Below are 18,417 nucleotides of genomic sequence, written 5' to 3'. Positions count from 1 at the left end.
CAGTCAATAAGAAAATTTTATTATTTTTTTAGAAAATACATTTCATCTTATTGGCTAATTTAAGGAATTTTTATAGATAGCTATACAATAAAAAAAGTCATAAAAATCCCCATGAATTTTCATGGGGAAAATAGTTAATTACAATTATATTTACTTCAATCTGATAATCAATTCACCAGACTTAACCTGGTCTCCTTCATTCTTTAGAATACTTTCCACTATTCCTGAAACTTTTGATTTTATGCTAGTTTCCATCTTCATTGCCTCAACTGTAGCTAAAGTCTGATTTGCTTTTACAGTATCCCCTTCTTCTACCAATAATTTAGCAATGGTACCAGGTATACTTACTCCGATTTCATATTCATTTGATGGATCTGCTATTTTTAATTGTTCTACTTTGGAGTTTACTTTGCTACCCTTATCATGTATCTTAATTTCTCTTCTATTTCCGTTTACTTCAAATATCAATGTTCTTTTTCCTTCATCATTTATTTCACCTATATCTAATAGCTTAACAATCAATGTTTTACCCTTTTCAATTGTTACTTCACAGGTTTCTCCCTCATATAATCCATGGAAGTACACATCACTACCCATCCTACTTAAATCTCCATATTCTTTAATATATTTCAAATAATCTTCAAATACTTTTGGATATAGAGAATAACTTATCAAATCCTCATCAACGGCGTTTATATCAAATTCTTTATATAGATATTTCTTCATATCATCAAAATTCTCAGCCTCTAACAACTCACCAGGTCTGCATGTAATAGACTCTTCGTCCTTCAACACTAGATTTTGCAATTTCTCAGGAAAACCGCCCATAGGCTGACCCATCATGCCTTTAAAATATGAAACTACAGAATCTGGAAAAGCCATATCTTTAGCATTATCATATATATTTTCTGGTGTTAGATTGTTCTGTACCATAAAAATGGCTAAATCTCCTACTACCTTGGATGAAGGTGTAACTTTAATTATATCTCCCAGCATACCATTTACAGTTTTATACATATCTTTTACTTCATCAAATCTATACCCTAAACCAAAACTCTCGACTTGAGGCTTAAGATTTGAATACTGTCCCCCTGGAAGTTCATACTTATATATCTCAGCTGTACTGGATTTCAAATCAGATTCGAATTGACTATATACAGGTCTAACAATTCTCCAATAATTAGATATTTTCTGAATATCACCCGTATTGAACCCAGTATCCCTTGATGTATTTTTTAAAGCTGCTACCACCGAGTTTAGAGCAGGTTGACTTGTTAATCCTGACATACTATTAAATGCAGTGTCCACTATATCTACTCCAGCCTCTGTCGCCATAAGGACTGTTGCAACCCCATTTCCACTGGTATCATGAGTGTGTAAATGAATAGGTATATCTACCTCATCCTTTAATATCCTGATAAGCTCATAGGCTGCATGGGGCTTAATAAGAGCCGCCATATCTTTAATCCCTAGTATATGAGCCCCTGATTTTTCAATTTCTTTAGCCATATTCACATAATATTCTAAGGTATATTTAGTTTTTCTCTTATCTAGGATATCCCCTGTATAACACATACATACTTCTGCGATTTTTTCATTCTTTAAGACTTCATCTATAGATACCTTCATGCCTTCTAACCAGTTTAATGAGTCAAATATTCTAAATACATCTATTCCATTAGTTGACGCTTTCTTAATTAATCCCCTTATTACATTATCTGGATAATTCTTATATCCCACACCATTTGAACCTCTTAAAAGCATCTGAAATAGAATGTTTGGTATTCTCTTTCTTAATTCAGCCAGTCTATCCCAAGGACTTTCCTTGAGAAATCTATAGGCGACATCAAAGGTTGCTCCTCCCCACATTTCTAATGAAAAAAGATCCTTAGCTAATACAGAAGTGGACTTTGCAATCTTTATCATATCTTTAGTTCTCATCCTTGTAGCCATAAGTGATTGCTGAGCATCCCTCATAGTAGTATCCGTCAACAAGAGCTTCTGATTATTCTTAATCCAATCTACAACTCCTTTTGGCCCTGTTTCATCAAGAATTTGTTTTGTACCTCTTAAATCTTCACTCCACTCTACTCTTGGAACAACAGGAACATCAAAATTCACCTTATTACCTTTGGTTTCATTAACTACTTTTTCTCCAATATATTTTAATATTCTTAACTCTCCGTCTGCCTTTGGAGTTATCTCAAATAATTCTGGATTATCATGTATAAATCTAGTATGACATTTTCCTTCAATAAAAGTCTGATGATTTAATATATTTATTAAAAACGCACAATTAGTCTTAACTCCACTTATTTTAAATTCTTTAATAGATCTAACATTCTTTCTCACAGCATCCTTAAAAGTTCTCGCCCAAGATGTGTTTTTCACAAGTAAGCTATCATAGTATGGACTTATGACTGAACCTGTAAAACCATTACCACCATCAAGTCTAATTCCAAATCCTGAACCACTCCTATAAATATCAATCTTTCCTGTATCTGGTGCAAAATTATTCGAAGGGTCTTCAGTCGTTATTCTACATTGAATTGAATATCCTCTTAATTTTATATCTTCTTGTGAATATATTCCTATTTCATCTGAATCTAATGAATAGCCTTGAGCTATCAAAACTTGACTCTGAACAATATCTACTCCAGTTACCATTTCAGTCACTGTATGCTCAACTTGTATTCTAGGATTCATTTCAATAAAATAATGATTCATATCCATATCTACTAAGAATTCTATCGTTCCAGCACCTCTATAATTTACAGCCTTAGCTATTTTTAAGGCATCTTCACATATTTGCTTTCTTTTTTCCGCCGAAAGAGAAAATGCAGGAGTAAATTCAATCAACTTTTGATGTCTTCTTTGAATAGAACAATCCCTTTCATAGAGATGTACTATATTACCATATTTATCTCCCAACACTTGTACCTCAATATGCTTTGGACTTTTAAGATATTTTTCAATAAAAATTTCATCTGATCCAAATGCTTTCTTTGCTTCATTTCTAGCACTGTGAAATTGCTTGATTAAATCATTCTCATCAGTCACTAGTCTCATTCCTCTACCTCCACCACCGGCAGAAGCTTTCAATAATACAGGATATCCACAATCTCTAGCAAATTTTATTGCATCTTCTTCACTATAAATAGGTTTTTTTGTCCCTGGAATTGTTGGAACACCTACTTCTTTTGCTAATAGTTTTGATTTTATCTTATCGCCTAACCTTTCCATCATCTCACAAGTTGGACCTATAAACTCAATACCTGCTTCTTGACATTTTCTTGCAAACTCTGAATTTTCAGCTAAGAAACCATATCCAGGGTGAATAGCATCAACCCCTTTCTTAAGTGCAAGATTGATAATTTCTTCTATATCCAAATATGTTTCTATTGGTCCTTTGTTTTTTCCTATTAAATAAGATTCATCAGCTTTAGTTCTAAATAGAGAGCATTTGTCTTCTTCAGAATATATAGCAACGGTCCTTATGCCTAGTTCATGACATGCTCTAAAAATCCTAATTGCAATTTCTCCTCTATTTGCAACTAAAACTCTTTTAAATTTTTTCATATCTTACTTTCCTCCATTCATCCTTTATTATATTGTAACAATTTTATTACGTTTTGTTAATACATTTTTTTCTGTCATAGCTTGTATTTTTTGTTAACAGAACTAAATCTAAAAAAGATAACCCCTTCTAAATGAAAATAGAAGGGGTATTTATTAGCCTTTTCTCCACCAAATATGATTAGCTTCTTCATTATAAATTTCAAATCCATTCTTGATTAGTACATTTTGAGAGGCTTTATTATAGTCAACAGTACAAGCTATTACAAACTTAATCTTATGCTTAGTTTGACCAAACGCCCAATTTACTAAGCCTTGTAACGCTTCTGTCATATATCCATTGCCTTGGAATTCTTCTTCAATCCCATATCCAATTTCAATTTCTTCTTTTTCGTTGGGAATGCCCTTAATCCCCATAGATCCAACTTCATGATTTTTTTCTTTATCAACTATTATCCAATTAGTATAAAATAAATAATTATTGGGATCTTCTTTTATTCTTTTAATTGATACCTTATATACCCTCTTCATTATTTCATCTAACTTATTGCTACATATACCTATACTTATTTCTTTAGCTAGACTAGCTCTATCATTTAAGCTAATTTTTAATTGCCTCAGATCAAGTGGTATGATTTTTAATCGTTTTGTTTCTATAACTAACATTATACTCTCCCCCTTATTTAAAACAAAAAAATTACATAATTACCATCCAAATATACCATTTACTCTTTATGAAGATACTTCTTCTGTAGTTACTCTCTTTGTTTGCTTCGCAGAAAATAAGTATAGTAGTATTACAGGTGATAATATGATTCCTGCTATTACTATGGCAACAGATATAGAGTATTTTACTGCAATATATCCAATAATAGGACCCCCTATTATTTGGCCAAAAGCATCTATTTGACCATATGTTGAAAGCACTGTAGCCCTTACCTTTGCCTTTATATTCTGGTTCAGCCACGCTCTATATAAAGGACCATTAGTAGTTCGCATAATGTATAGAGTTAAATAGGTAGCAAATCCAAAAGCAAAATTTCCTGCTAGTCCAAATATAATTATAGCTCCAACTAGTACTCCATTAATTCCCAATAACAGCCAAACTTTTTCTAACCTACCAGTTTTATTCATTTTTCTTTTGATAAACTCTACCACAATAATACTTAAAATCATTGCCACAGCATTTATTATTCCAAACCAGATTACAGGTTTTAGATTTACTGCAGTTGGGAATTTTATATTTTCTATAAAGTGAGCATTCCAAAGACGATCGATCCCTTCACTAAACAATCCATGTAATAGTGTGATAAAAAGTATAACTATTAATATAGACTTTTCTTTAATAGAATATATACCTTCACTAAAGGTTTTTATCATGTTACTCCACGTGTTTCTTTCATTTTTAGGCATTGGAGTAAATTTGGTTTCGGGCATAAATGCCATTAGAAATAGTGCTAACATTATAAAAAGAAACCCACTGACTAACATAGGTAAATTAATCATTACTGCTCCGACTGCTGTGCTTAATAATATGCCTATAAGAGAGAAAACTTGACCTATTTGTGCTCCCTTTAGAAATAGTCTATCTAGTTCCCTTTCCCCTACTTCATCGGCAATCCAAGCTTCATTAGCTCCACTTAAAAAGGTATGTCCCACTCCCCATAAAACTTGGGATGCTAAAATAGCTATATAGATGGGAAATGAACCTTCTAAAAGAAATCCTCCGCCAATTAATATCAATCCGATAATAACTGATAGTTTCCTACTATATATATCTGCTACAACTCCTGTTGGAATTTCAAATAAAAAGCAAGCTGCCTCAAGAACGGTTCCTACTAAGACCAATTGCAATGGATTTAAGCCTGCAACTTCAATTCTATATATTTGACTAACTGTAAAAAATAAAGAGAAGAGTAGTGCTGTTCCTCCTGCGAATATTAAGTAAATTCTATAAGCTGACATTTTTTTATTCAAATTTATCACCTTTCCTTTTCATAGTTGTTTTTCATATTTTATAATAATAAAAAAGCTACTAATGAATATAAAAACAATTCATAAGCAGCCGTGATTTCAAATTAATACTTAATATCATAGATATGGATATATGGCATAAATAAATATATCTCTATACTCTTTAAAATTGGGCATAAAAATATCGCGCTGACAAGCACGTAATCCCATTAATATTATTCTTTTGCTTTCAATTGATATCTAAGGCAATTATGCTTATGGTGTAATTATTAAGAGCTTTAAAAATGGATTCCTTAAAGAAGCCTTGCTAGCAAGACTTTTTAGATTAAATCTATAATTCATAATTAAAGCTAGAATATTTAATTCGATTAGTTAAATTTCACCATTGTTTTTTGCATATTCATACCCCTTTACCTATATCCATAATATGATTATAATTTAATTTGTTCTTTTTTTCAATAGTGTAATATTTCTTACACTATATTTGATTGAGAAAATTGCATACTAAGTCTATAAATGTATGCTTTCTCAACTATATAATTTATTTAAAATTAGATTATTCTGTAAAAAAACAAATGAATAATGTAAAATATAACTATACTAAAGCAAAGGAGGTGTAGCATGAAATATATAAAAGGCTTCTTCTTAACCTTTGTTATCTTCTCATTTATACTAGTTTTAATCCTTTCACAGCTATTATTTGCATTTAATTCTACATTTTTATCATCAAAATATTTTAATAATTCATTTGAGAAGAATAACATCTCTACTTCTATCAAAGATATTTTTATTAATAGACTTGAAGCTAATAGAATTAATGCTAATGAGTTAGCGAGCCCGCCCCTAAATAAATTCGAGGAAAATAACTTAGCCTCTGTTGATTTGGGAAGAATTATACTAGAACACCTAGACCAGAATTGGGTTGAAGAACAGATCTCTCTATTAATTAAAGAAAGCTTTGCTTTTGTCTTTGATGATTCTAACGCCCTACCTATAATTGATATTAAAATAGCTAAGGATAATTTCTTTAAGGGATTAATTACTGAAGCAATGAAACAAGCCAGTACAAATAAGGATATTGAAACTATAGGCGAGGTTATTAAGCTCCTAGACAATAAATATATGGCTCTTCTAATAGACAATGATACAACTGATGAGATTGTTAATCAAATCCTAAACTTAGAAATAGTAAAAGCTTCAAATCTTGACAGAGATATGATATTGACAATAATTAAAGTTTATAGGGAGAATAGATCTGACAATATAGATGAAATAAGTCATTCTTTAGTAAGCGAAATGTTTAATTCCAAGATTGATATTAATAATTATAAAGATTATTTTGATCTTAATTTATTCCTTGAAAAATCTTTTGATGAAGTCGAAAATCCTTTTTATAGTTTGAAGATTTTAATCTCATCAATAAGATCAATTACTCTACGAACTATTCTCTTACTACTATTAGTACTTATTATTATAGTTATAATAGCCAACTTTAGCATTAAAGGAACTATAAAATGGCTATCCAATGGCTTAATTATTGCAGGATTGAGTAGTATACTAATAGGATTATTAAAATTTTTCCCCTTTATATCAAAGATATTATATTATAATACCTTCTACAAAATCCAGTCAGCACAAAGTACTGAAAGTATCCACAATTTTCAATATTGGATTCAATCATTTGTTGATAAGTTCTTCACTATGTTGATAATTCAAGGAATTATATTAACAGCCCTAGCTATATTAGCATTAGTCGCTATTAGATTCACTACATATAATTACACTTCTAACTATGATGATAGTGACGATTTAGTCATTAGTGATGGAACTGCAGTAAAGACCCCTGTTAAATCCTTTGGTATCAGTTCTCCAATATTATTAACAGCTATTCGTGTTATAATAATATCAATATTAATTATACTAATACCTGTTATTTCTTTATGGGGGACTAGAGGACTTAAATATAATTTCCATAATTACAAAGCCTCTACAGCGCTAAGTTTAGAACACTTTAATAATAAAAACATGTTAGAAATTATGAAGAATGTCCTAGAGAAAAAATAGAATAAATAATAATAAATGATATAATTATATATATTATCTATAAGGATATAATTACATTTTACTATTTATCCTTTCAGAATTGGGTAAAAGTATAATAAATCAAATCATTACGGAGGTGTATTATGGCTAAGAAAGTAGTAATATATACATTTGAAACTTGTCCATTTTGTAAAAGAGCTAAAAGATTACTTAATAATAAAGGAATTGATTTTAAAGAAATTGAAATTTCTGATGATGATGCAAAACTAGATGAATTGGAACAACAAACTGGTTGCTCAACTGTTCCTCAAATATTTGTAAATGATAAATTTATCGGTGGATGTGATGATATAATTCAGTTATATAAAGATGGGAAGTTTGATGAAGTTTTTAAATAAGTAGAAATAAGTTTAAGATAGAAATAGCTGACTAGGTTTAGTCAGCTATTTTTTTATTAAGTACTTTTTTATAAAAAGCTATCTACATATACAATTTAGTATATAATAGTAATGATATTACCTAGGTTTTTCCAAAGGAGTTGAGTATATGTACCGTATAATGGTCGTTGAAGATAATAATACACTTTGTAAAGAAATATCATTAGGTTTAGAAAAATGGGGATTTAGTGTGATAATGAATATAGACTTTAATAATCTACTAAAAGATTTCTCTAAGCATGACCCCCATCTAGTTATTATGGACGTTAATTTACCTTACTTAGATGGATTTACTTGGTGCAAAAAAATTAGAGAAATCTCAAAGGTTCCAATCATCTTTCTGTCTTCTAGAGATACAAATATGGATATTGTTATGGCTATCAACATGGGGGGCGACGATTATATCACTAAACCCTTTTCTATGGATGTACTTTTAGCCAAGATAAATGGATTATTAAGAAGAACTTATTCCTATGGTGATGATACCCATGAAGTAATAGAACACAATAACTTAATTCTAAACGTGTATGATAATTCAATTTTATATGACGATAAAAAGTGCAGTTTAACTAAAAATGAATTTAGAATACTATATCTGCTTATGAATGAAAATGGAAAAATTATTTCTAGAGATAAAATCATGAGAGCTTTATGGAATGATGAAAGTTTTATTGATGACAATACTTTAACTGTTAACATTAATAGATTAAGAAAAAAGCTAAATGACTTAGGTTTAAATAACTTTATTACTACCAAAAAAGGTCAGGGATACGTGATACTATGAATCTAATAAAATATTTAATAAATTCTAGATGGAAAATTGTATATTTTATAATGATACTTTTAATTATTGACACTATATTAGCTGTTAGCAGCACATTAAATCAATCCATAAATGACATACTTTATTTAGACCTACTCCTATTTATTTTCTCATTAATATTTTTCTTTTGGGGATACTTATCTTGGAAAAATAGCTATAAGGATTATGTTAAAGCTATTGAAAAAAATCATAATCTAGAGCATATAATTCCTAGTGGTAACTCATTTGAGATTCAACTTATAAAAGATTTAATTGAATTTAAAAATAAAGAACTTGAAAAAGAAACTAAAGGCTTACAGTATTCCTTAAAGGAAATCAATGAGTATATAACTATGTGGGTTCATGAAATAAAGATTCCAATATCAGTATGTGAGCTGATATCCGATAGATTACAAGACGGTATTCCATCAGATGAAGTGTCTTCTACTTCAAGAGATATACAGATGGAGCTTGAACGAATAAAATTTCTTATTGACCAAATATTATATGCCAGTAGAGCCTCAAATTACTCTGAAGACTTATTTATTGAAGAGATTAATCTTGAGAACATAATAAAACCAACCATTAAAAAAAATGCTTCTTTTTTTATTTCTAAAAATATTTCAATAGATATACATAATACCAACTTTCATGTCATGACAGATAAAAAGTGGATTTCGTATATTTTACAGCAGTTATTTAATAACTCATATAAATACTTACATAATAATGGGAAAATAGAAGTATACGCTAAAGAAGATGATAAATCAATTAAATTAATGATCAAAGATAATGGCATAGGTATACAGAGGAAGGATATTAATAGAATCTTCGATAAAGGGTTTACTGGAGATAATGGACGACATCATGCTAAATCAACAGGAATGGGGCTTTATTATAGTAAAACAATGATAGATAAATTAGGTCATGAAATATTTGTAAACTCTGTTCCTAACTCATTTACAGAGTTTACAATAGTTTTCTATAAACTGTCTGATTACCTCAATGTGACAGAAATGTAAGTTTGGTCTTAATAATGTAATGTAATTCTATGGTAGTCACCTATTAAAGCCCGTATAATGAAATTAAAGAAATACAAAGGAGGCTTATTTATGAGCACTATTATAGAAACTAAGAATTTAAAAAAGGTATATGGTACAAAGGGTGTTTCCTTTAATGCCCTTGATGGTATAGACCTAAAGGTAGAAAAAGGAGATTTTTTAGGAATTATGGGTCCTTCTGGAGCAGGGAAAACTACACTCTTAAATCTTATATCTACGATTGATAAACCGACCTCTGGTGAAATTTTTCTTGAAGGTAAGGAACTAAACAATTTAAAGGATAGAGAATTAGCTAAGCTTAGAAGAAATAGCATAGGATTTATTTTTCAAGATTTTAACCTTTTAGATAATATGACTGTGGAAGATAATATTGCCCTTCCTCTAGCCTTAGAAAGAAAACACCATAAAAATATACTTAATAAAGTTGACGAAATCAGCTCCTTCTTTGGAATAAAGGATCATATCAAAAAATATCCTTATCAGCTTTCAGGTGGACAGAAACAGAGGACAGCTGCTGCTAGGGCCTTAATAACTTCACCATCAGTTATATTTGCTGACGAGCCAACTGGAGCTCTTGATTCTAAGTCTTCAGCTGAATTGCTCCAAAGTATGCTTAAGATGAATGAAGAATTCCATACCACAGTGATGATGGTGACCCATGATGCATTTGCTGCTAGCTACTGCAAGAGAATTCTATTCTTAAAGGATGGAAAGATCTATGCTAGGCTTGATAAGAATGAATCTAGGAAAGAGTTTTTCCATAGAATTCTAGACCTGCTGTCATCCTTCGGAGGTGGCTCTCATGAACACTTTTAGCATAGCATATAAAAATTATAAAAGTAATTTAAAGGTATATCGATTGCATCTAGCGGCAATGATATTTTCAGTTATTGCCTATTATAATTTCGTTTCTTTGAAACATAATCCTGAGGTATTAAAAGCTCAAGTTAACACTAGAGAAATAGCTGGAACAGCTAATGTAACTCAAATAGTACTACTATTATTTTTAGTGTTTTTTATCTGGTATTCTACCTCCTTCTTTCTTAATCAGCGAAAAAAGGAAATTGGAATATATACTTTTATGGGCGTACAAAAATCTAAGATTGGAGCCATATTTGCTATAGAGAGCTTATTCCTTGGTCTTACTTCCATAATAGTAGGCTTAGCTTTGGGAGTTCTATTGGGTAAGCTATTTTTAATGATGTTAGCCAAAGTGGCTCTTCTAAATGTTCAAGTTGATTTCTTTGTATCCTCTGGAGGATTGATAGAAACATCAATAACCTTTTTCATAGTTTTCTTTTTAACTTCTCTTCAAGGATATATAAGCATTGTTAGAAGCAAGCTAATTGATTTGTTTAATGCTTCTAAAAAGGAAGAGCAAATTCCTAAGGTTAGTTATGTTAAAGGAGTTCTTTCAATTGCTATTTTAGGTTTAGGGTATTATGTGAGCATAAAAGCCCTCATTCTTGGCTTCTTTACAGGAATACTGATTACGTTGATATTAGTAGTATGGGGGACATATTGGCTTTTTGGATCATTCTTTACGATAGTTGCAAGGTATTTAACAAATAGAAAGAGTTTATTATATAAGGGCACAAATTTAGTAAGTATATCAAATCAGATTTTTAAAATAAGAAAAAACTATAGAACACTGGCTACTATAGCAGTGCTAATAGCAACCACCATAACTGCTTTTGGTACAGTTAGTTCATTAAAATATTTTGTCAATAAAAACTATGAAACAGAAGTGCCTTATACATTTAGCTATGTGGCTGAATCTGAAGATATAGATAATTCAATAAAAACAGTTATTGACAATTCAAATCATAATTTAGAGTTATGGAAAAAGTCAAAGATATTATTTGTTGATAAATTTTCTACTAATTATAATCTATACAATAGAAGCTTTGCAGTAATGAGTCTGACTGATTTTAAAGAAATCGTTAAAGACCTTGACCCCGAGAGCTATGAAAAAAATTATAGTGATATCACTCTAGATGATAGTCAAGAGGTAAGTCAAGTAATATATGTTGAGAGCCCAGGAGTTATGATGTCTATACTAAAGAAATATGATGGCACTATTAATATAAATGATTCCGATTTTCAAATAAAAGAACAAATTAAAACTCCCTTACTAGGAGGAGGAGTTCCAAGTTCAGTTCTTATAGTTTCTGATAAAGATTACACCAAATTAAGTGAAAGCTTCAAAGAGTACTACTTTGATGGAATAATTGTTGATAATGATGAAAACACCGAAAAATTAATTAATTCAATTAGAGAAGCAATTCCTAAAAACGTTGGTCTATATAGTAAAATGCAAGCTCATAAAGGAAAATATGATATATTTGGTGTTGTATATTTCCTAGGAGCCTTTATGTCCTTAGTATTTATAGTAGCTACAGGTAGTATAATATATTTTAAATTGATAAGTGATGCTCTAGACGATAAAGAAAAATATGTAATGCTTAGAAAGATAGGTATGACTCAAAAAGAAATTACCAATTCAATTTCACAGCAAGTAGGTATTTCATTTTTAATACCTCTGATAATAGGTTCTATACACAGTATCTTTGCCATTAGAGTGTTAATGGATTTAATGAACTATGACCTAACAATACCTACAGTAATTAGTATAGCAGCTTTTACAGTTATATATGGCGTCTTCTGTTTTGGCACTATAAGAAAGTCTTTAAGTATTATTGGGGTAAAATAGCACGACATCAGTTATATAAATACTTAAAAAGCAATTATACTTAAGTTAGTTTAAGTATAATTGCTTTTTTTGTTTTATAACTAGTTAGTTTTATAAAGTAAGTATTCTTCTCATATTAATATTCATATTTTTATTACGAGTATGTAAATTAATCTGTGCTTTTAGGAATTTTATTCCTATCTGACAATAATTATTAAATTGAAGAATTTAGTATAATTTGGTACTAAATTCGATTATAGAGTTGCCAAAACTATAGAAATATATTCATAAAATTATATAGTTTTGGCAATAATTTTTATAATGAAGAAGATATTATTTTCAAAGGATTATAAGACATGGAGCTCTATCCTATCTTTAAAGAATATCATTAGTTGATTAAGGACTAAGTCCCAGTTCTTATAGTTCCTGGTCCACTTCTTCATTATATTCTGACTAGCTAAGTAAAGCATTTTTTCTAGGGACTGATCAGAAGGAAATACAGACTTCGTCTTAGTTACTTTTCTAAATTGACGATGTAAACTTTTGATGACATTAGTTGTATACATAATCCTTCTGATATCCTTAGGAAACTTGAAAAATGGAGATAATATATCCCAATTTGCTTCCCAACTCTTAATGGCAAAAGGATACTTATTATCCCATTTTTCTTTTACCTTAAAAAGATTTTCTAAAGCTTCTTCTTCATTTATAGCTGTATAAACAGCTTTGAAATCCTTAACAAATTCTTTTCTATCTTTATAAGTTACATATTTAAAGGAATTTCTAAGTTGATGAATAATACATCTTTGGATTTCAGCTTTAGGATAAGCTGCTTCAATAGCTTCCTTAAGTCCCGTTAAACCATCTACACTAAATATTAAGACATCTTCTAAACCCCTATTTTTCAGTTCATTCAGTACTGCCAACCAAAACTTTGAAGACTCACTTTCACCAATCCAAATTCCTAAGACATCCTTAAATCCATCTAAATCTATACCTAAAACAACATAGGCAGCTTTACTTTTAATGCGTCCTTCTTCTCTAACTTTATAGTGAATAGCGTCCATAAAAACAAATGGATGTATAGGTTTCAAGACTCTATTTTGCCATTCTTTAATACGAGGTAATATCTTATCAGTAATCTTACTAACCATCTCTGCCGAGAGCTCTATTCCATAAATATCGTTCAATTGATCATGAATATCTCTAGTGGACATACCTCTGGCGTATAAGGATATTACTTGTTCTTCTATAGCTGATATATTTCTTACATTCTTAGGCACAGCTATGGGTTCAAAGTCGCCATTTCTGTCTCTAGGCACCTGTATTTCCATTTCACCAAACTTTGTCTTTAGATTCTTTGGTGTGTGTCCATTTCTACGATTATCGGTCTTCTTATTCTTTCTCTCACCTTTATCATATCCAAGCTCCATATCTAACTCTGCTTCAAGCATTTCCTGTAGAGCATCCTTAAACATATCTTTAAGGAATGAATGTAAATCCTCTGATGTTTTTAAATTACCCTCTGTAATCATATCTCTTAAAACTTCCTTTGGTAATGTACTCATAACAAAACTCCTCCCTGATTTAATTATTATTGGTAATTATCGCCAGAAAGGAGCCATTCAATTCATTTAGACACAAAGTTTTTTACATTACCTATTATTTACATAACTACAGAAAGGCAGATCACTAAAGTGACCTGCCCCTTCCACAATATTTTCAAAATTTTAGCTTGTTTAACAAGTTTTCTAATACTTTATTCGTATTATTTTATATCCTCTATAGGATATGTTGACCGATTAGCTTATCTAATTTACGAATATCAATTCCTTTTTTAAGATTTAATTTCATTCTTCCAGCTCTAGTCCAAAGCTCTAGTTCTGCATTAAAGTCTAATATTCCCTTAGCATTCTCACTTGAATACATAACTATAGATTTGAATGGTATAGTGTAAACCTCTACTTTTTTACCTGTAATACCTTGCTTATCAGCAATTATGATTCTTTTATTAGTTATAACTGCTACATCCCGAACTGTTTTATAAGCTGCCTCTGGAACCTCACCTTCTACTAAAACATCATATACATCCTGTGGAATTTCAGCCTCTCTTACAAATGTCCAAGATAAAATTTCACTTACATTAGCCATTACCCCTACCTCCTAGTTTTTTATCATTATTTTAAACTTATTAGTTTGATTGAAGTACTATGCCGATGTAACTGCTTATTTTATAAATCTAAACTTCTTTAAATAATATATTTTTACAAGTTCAATATAACGTATACTATATCTTTCTTTATGAAGATAATAATTCCCTTTATTTTCCGGGAAATATTACATATTATAAGGAAAAGGGTAGAAATCTCTTTATGATTCGACTTCTACCCTTGTTACACATCAACCTTTATTATTGTTTTTATCTTTTATTATCTTATTGGACAAACTCCTGCAGCACATTCTTCATCACCAAGATCAAATTCAGTTTCATTCTTTTCATATTTACTTATTAGTGATGGTATGAAAGGTTTCATTTCCTCTACCCTGCTATTATATTCCTCTTCATCTATTGATTCATAAGGCAGCAATTTATAGAAGCTATCATCTAATGATAAGAATGATAATGCAACAACTTCATCCCAATTTTTCCAAACCCATTCTTCAACTTCTTTCCATTCTTCATCTCTCACATGAACTGTTATAGAGCAGTTATGGTCTACGTAGTTTTCCATAAACATCTTATAGTTCTCAAGCTGGTCTATAGCAGATATATCATATTTTGTTTTTCCTTCAGGTGCCTTTACAGGAAATTCAATAACCTTAGTAACACATGTATCCCATTCTTGACCAACCTCTGGATATACAGGATAACCTAATTCCTCACAAACCTTCGCTAGTGGATCATCACTACTTATTCTTACTCTCCTAACAAAGTATGGTGAATGTGAGTAATGTACTCCACTTGAAACAGTAGGCAACTGACTTAATGTTCCCTCTGGTTTAACTGTAGTTACTAACAATGGTGCTTCCTGTCCTATCTCCTTAGCATATGCATCAGCAGCGTCGTTAGCAGCCTTTCTTAATTTTCCTAATAAGGATGCTTGTTCTTCTCTATTCAAGTCAGTAGCGTTAACCATATCTTGCCATCCTGTCAATGAGCAACCTATTAGTTTATCTCTTTGTTGTACTGAATCCCATTTAGGTAATTCTAGTTCTACACATGTCATCCTATATCCTGCTCTTGCTGATAGTCTTTGTGCTGCTAATAAGCCATCAACATCTAATGTTCCATCTTCTTGCACAAATGAATATACATTTATTGTAGTTAAATTACACAACCCTTTATTATCAAGCAATATTTCTCCACAAGGATTAACTCCATTCATATTAGACCTACGTTTTCTTCCTGCAACTTCATTAACCCAACCTGGTTCACCTGAGTAGCGCATTTGCTCTAAATGCCAGTGAAGTTTTTCACGACTAGGCTTCTTTCTATAATATATTGAGTTATTGCTCATTTGTCTATGGGCTATATCTTTATCAACTATCCACTGTCCATCTATTTGCTTATATAGATTAGATTTTGCTTCAATACACTCTTCATCATCTGAGTCTATTAATACAATTTCAGCAGTACGTCTTACTCCACCAACAACTACATTTTCTCCGATTATATTAGCTATATCCATACATTGTATTGGATTTAACTTAATTCTTCTCTTTCCTTGGATTAAACCAGTTTTCTTTATTGTATTATCTATTTTATGGAACATAGCCTTTAAACTAGTATGCCCACTTGCTGTTCCACCAAAAGTCCTTAGTTTTTCTCCTTTTGGTCTTACATGATCATAATTTATTATTACTGTTTTAATTTTTCTATACTCATTGCTATATATTATCTTAAAGAAGTAATAAAGAGATTGAACCCAACCTTCTTTGCTATCTCCCACCTTTATCTTAACTGTATTATTATGTACAAATTCAAGACTAGTATTATCCTCTCTTTCATCCTTAGGCGTAGGACTATAATCTTCATGTATTACTTTATAGTCAGTTCTGACCTTAGGCATCTTCTCAACATCTTCTTTTAATATTCTGACTCCAACTCCAGAACCTACCATAAGGAGATAGAACAGGTCACGGAAGGATTCAAAGCTATCTATTATTTCAAAAGCGCAATTATAGTTTGCCATTGGATAAAAATTTGCTACATCCGTATTTCCAACCCAGAAGGTCCTACCTGATAAGAATTGTCTCAAATTATATATATTATCATAAAGATTTTCTGCTTCTTCTTTTGTTGTAGGAACTAAACTGCAGTTATACTCGACAGCCCTTCTAACTGTTTCCCACCAATATTCTCTCCTTCTCTCTTCAGGTAACCATCTAGAATATGTTCTATAATATACAAAGTTGCCTAACTGCTTCATAGGAGATGGTTTATGCTTATATTTACTTATAAATTCATCAGTTAATACTCTACCATCTATTCGTTTATTTCTCGCATCACGAGTTTTATCTCTTTCATATCTATATAGTATATATCGCTTTGCAACATCTTTCCTAGGACTTGACATTAATAAATCTTCTACTAAGTCTTGAATTTGTTCAACTTTAATTAAGTCAACTCTATTCTTTATTTTTTCTTCAATATCATCTACTATTTTTTCAATTAATTGCAAGTCAACGCCTTCTTTAGTTTCTGTCATAGCTCTTTGAATTGCATTTATGATTTTCGATGCTTCAAACTCTACCATAGCACCGTCACGCTTAACTACTTTTGTCATATAATACCCCCTATTTATATTGAAATTTTATTAATAGCCTTTACTAAAATAACTTAATCCATTAACCTCATTTTCTTCAGAGAATACATATAATAAGAATTTTTTTTACCTTAACCATAGATACAATTTAGCTATAGATTTTACGATACTCTTAATAACAATATATGATAATCCCTGTTTGTCCAAGTACTATATATTGTAGCATTGTATCTAATACATGTCAAAATACACTATATATAGTTAATGTCATTTATCTATATTTTTATTTGTTTTCCTTCATTATTTTAAGTATTTCATTATTTCAACTTACGTAAAAAAAGTACTAGAGAATGTATCCCTAGTACTTATACTCATCAGTTTAAATCTCAAATATACATTATTAATTATAATTCCTCTTTAAATAATTACTTTTTTACCTACAGTTTAAATAGGAACTAAATAACTTTCTTAATTTATATTTTCTTAAGGATTAGTTTGTGTAGTTTCATCTGAGTCCGTATTTGTATCTTCTGTATTGTTCACCTCTGTACCAGTTTCTGTATCGGTAGTCCCTTGAGAGTCATTCTGATTAGTGGTTGATTCTACTGTATTATCAGTATCTTCTTCACCTTTAATTTCTTGACCTTCTCCATTCTCTAAACTACCTTGATTATCTTGTTGAGTTGTTTCTTCTTCTTTTGTTTCATTTTGACTACTACCTTCGCCAGATATACTTTCCTCAGATTCACTACCTTTAGGATCATTTACTTCAGTGCCATTCTCTTGAGAATCATTTTTCTCGCTTCCATTATTTATTGAATTATCTTGTTGATTATCATTTTTTTCCTTATCTTCTCTCCTAAAAGGATCATTTTCGATATCACTCTGTTGTGTATCATTATTTTGCTTACTTTCTTCTTGTACACTATCTTGATCTTCTATATTCTTATCATCATTATTTTTTGTACTACTATCATCCTCTATACTATCTGCTGATTTATCCTCTTCTTGTTTAGTATCTTCTTGTTTAGTATCTTCTTGTTTAGTATCTTCTTGTTTAGTATCT

General features: G+C 30.5%; 13 protein-coding genes. 6 read left to right on the top strand and 7 right to left on the bottom strand.

Annotated elements, in window-relative coordinates; genetic code table 11:
• Nucleotides 1-150 precede the first annotated feature (150 nt).
• From JMO20_RS03860 to JMO20_RS03850, 3 genes are all read right to left on the bottom strand, one after another.
• On the bottom strand, nt 151-3,579 hold the full coding sequence (locus JMO20_RS03860) for a pyruvate carboxylase (RefSeq protein WP_202708220.1): 3,429 nt from the start codon (nt 3,577-3,579) through the stop codon (nt 151-153).
• Between the two features lie 153 nt (nt 3,580-3,732).
• Complete coding sequence (locus tag JMO20_RS03855; protein WP_202708219.1) at nt 3,733-4,242, bottom strand: GNAT family N-acetyltransferase; 510 nt, start codon at nt 4,240-4,242, stop codon at nt 3,733-3,735.
• Between the two features lie 66 nt (nt 4,243-4,308).
• On the bottom strand, nt 4,309-5,553 hold the full coding sequence (locus tag JMO20_RS03850; protein ID WP_207753428.1) for an MFS transporter: 1,245 nt from the start codon (nt 5,551-5,553) through the stop codon (nt 4,309-4,311).
• A gap of 618 nt (nt 5,554-6,171) precedes the next feature.
• On the opposite strand from JMO20_RS03850, the gene JMO20_RS03845 reads away from it, so the two are divergent.
• The 6 genes from JMO20_RS03845 to JMO20_RS03820 all read left to right on the top strand — a co-directional run bounded on the left by JMO20_RS03845 (nt 6,172) and on the right by JMO20_RS03820 (nt 12,606).
• On the top strand, nt 6,172-7,614 hold the full coding sequence (locus tag JMO20_RS03845) for a hypothetical protein (protein ID WP_202708217.1): 1,443 nt from the start codon (nt 6,172-6,174) through the stop codon (nt 7,612-7,614).
• A gap of 122 nt (nt 7,615-7,736) precedes the next feature.
• Entirely contained in the window at nt 7,737-7,991 is a 255-nt protein-coding gene (gene grxC, locus JMO20_RS03840) for a glutaredoxin 3 (RefSeq protein ID WP_202708216.1), read from the top strand.
• Nucleotides 7,992-8,139: 148 nt separating this feature from the next.
• Nucleotides 8,140-8,814 carry a response regulator transcription factor gene (locus JMO20_RS03835; RefSeq protein ID WP_202708215.1) on the top strand — a complete coding sequence of 225 codons (675 nt, stop codon included), beginning with the start codon at nt 8,140-8,142 and terminating at the stop codon, nt 8,812-8,814.
• The gene (locus tag JMO20_RS03830) at nt 8,811-9,854 is read left to right on the top strand and encodes a sensor histidine kinase (RefSeq protein WP_202708214.1); all 1,044 of its coding nucleotides are present in this window, start codon (nt 8,811-8,813) and stop codon (nt 9,852-9,854) included. The genes JMO20_RS03835 and JMO20_RS03830 overlap by 4 nt, the downstream gene beginning before the upstream one ends.
• 90 nt (nt 9,855-9,944) lie before the next feature.
• Nucleotides 9,945-10,709, top strand: coding sequence for an ABC transporter ATP-binding protein (locus JMO20_RS03825; protein WP_202708213.1), 765 nt, complete (start codon nt 9,945-9,947; stop codon nt 10,707-10,709).
• Complete coding sequence (locus tag JMO20_RS03820) at nt 10,696-12,606, top strand: ABC transporter permease (protein ID WP_202708212.1); 1,911 nt, start codon at nt 10,696-10,698, stop codon at nt 12,604-12,606. Before JMO20_RS03825 ends, JMO20_RS03820 begins: the two co-directional genes overlap by 14 nt.
• Before the next feature lie 326 nt (nt 12,607-12,932).
• On the opposite strand, the gene JMO20_RS03815 is transcribed toward JMO20_RS03820, so the two are convergent.
• From JMO20_RS03815 to JMO20_RS03800, 4 genes are all read right to left on the bottom strand, one after another.
• The gene (locus JMO20_RS03815; RefSeq protein WP_202708211.1) at nt 12,933-14,153 is read right to left on the bottom strand and encodes an IS256 family transposase; all 1,221 of its coding nucleotides are present in this window, start codon (nt 14,151-14,153) and stop codon (nt 12,933-12,935) included.
• A gap of 214 nt (nt 14,154-14,367) precedes the next feature.
• Nucleotides 14,368-14,736: a PH domain-containing protein gene (locus JMO20_RS03810; protein ID WP_202708210.1), complete on the bottom strand. Its 369-nt coding sequence runs from the start codon at nt 14,734-14,736 to the stop codon at nt 14,368-14,370.
• A 278-nt stretch (nt 14,737-15,014) separates the two neighbouring features.
• Nucleotides 15,015-17,372, bottom strand: coding sequence for a ribonucleoside-triphosphate reductase, adenosylcobalamin-dependent (gene nrdJ, locus JMO20_RS03805; protein WP_202708209.1), 2,358 nt, complete (start codon nt 17,370-17,372; stop codon nt 15,015-15,017).
• Nucleotides 17,373-17,834: 462 nt separating this feature from the next.
• On the bottom strand, nt 17,835-18,417 hold a 583-nt coding region (locus tag JMO20_RS03800), incomplete at its 5' end, for a hypothetical protein (RefSeq protein WP_202708208.1).

The sequence above is a fragment of the Sporosalibacterium faouarense genome (assembly GCF_016765695.1).
GTDB classification, from domain to species: domain Bacteria; phylum Bacillota; class Clostridia; order Tissierellales; family VENL01; genus Sporosalibacterium; species Sporosalibacterium faouarense.
The sequence above is the reverse complement of the archived record's forward strand: the minus strand, read 5'-3'. Positions and strand labels throughout refer to the sequence as shown.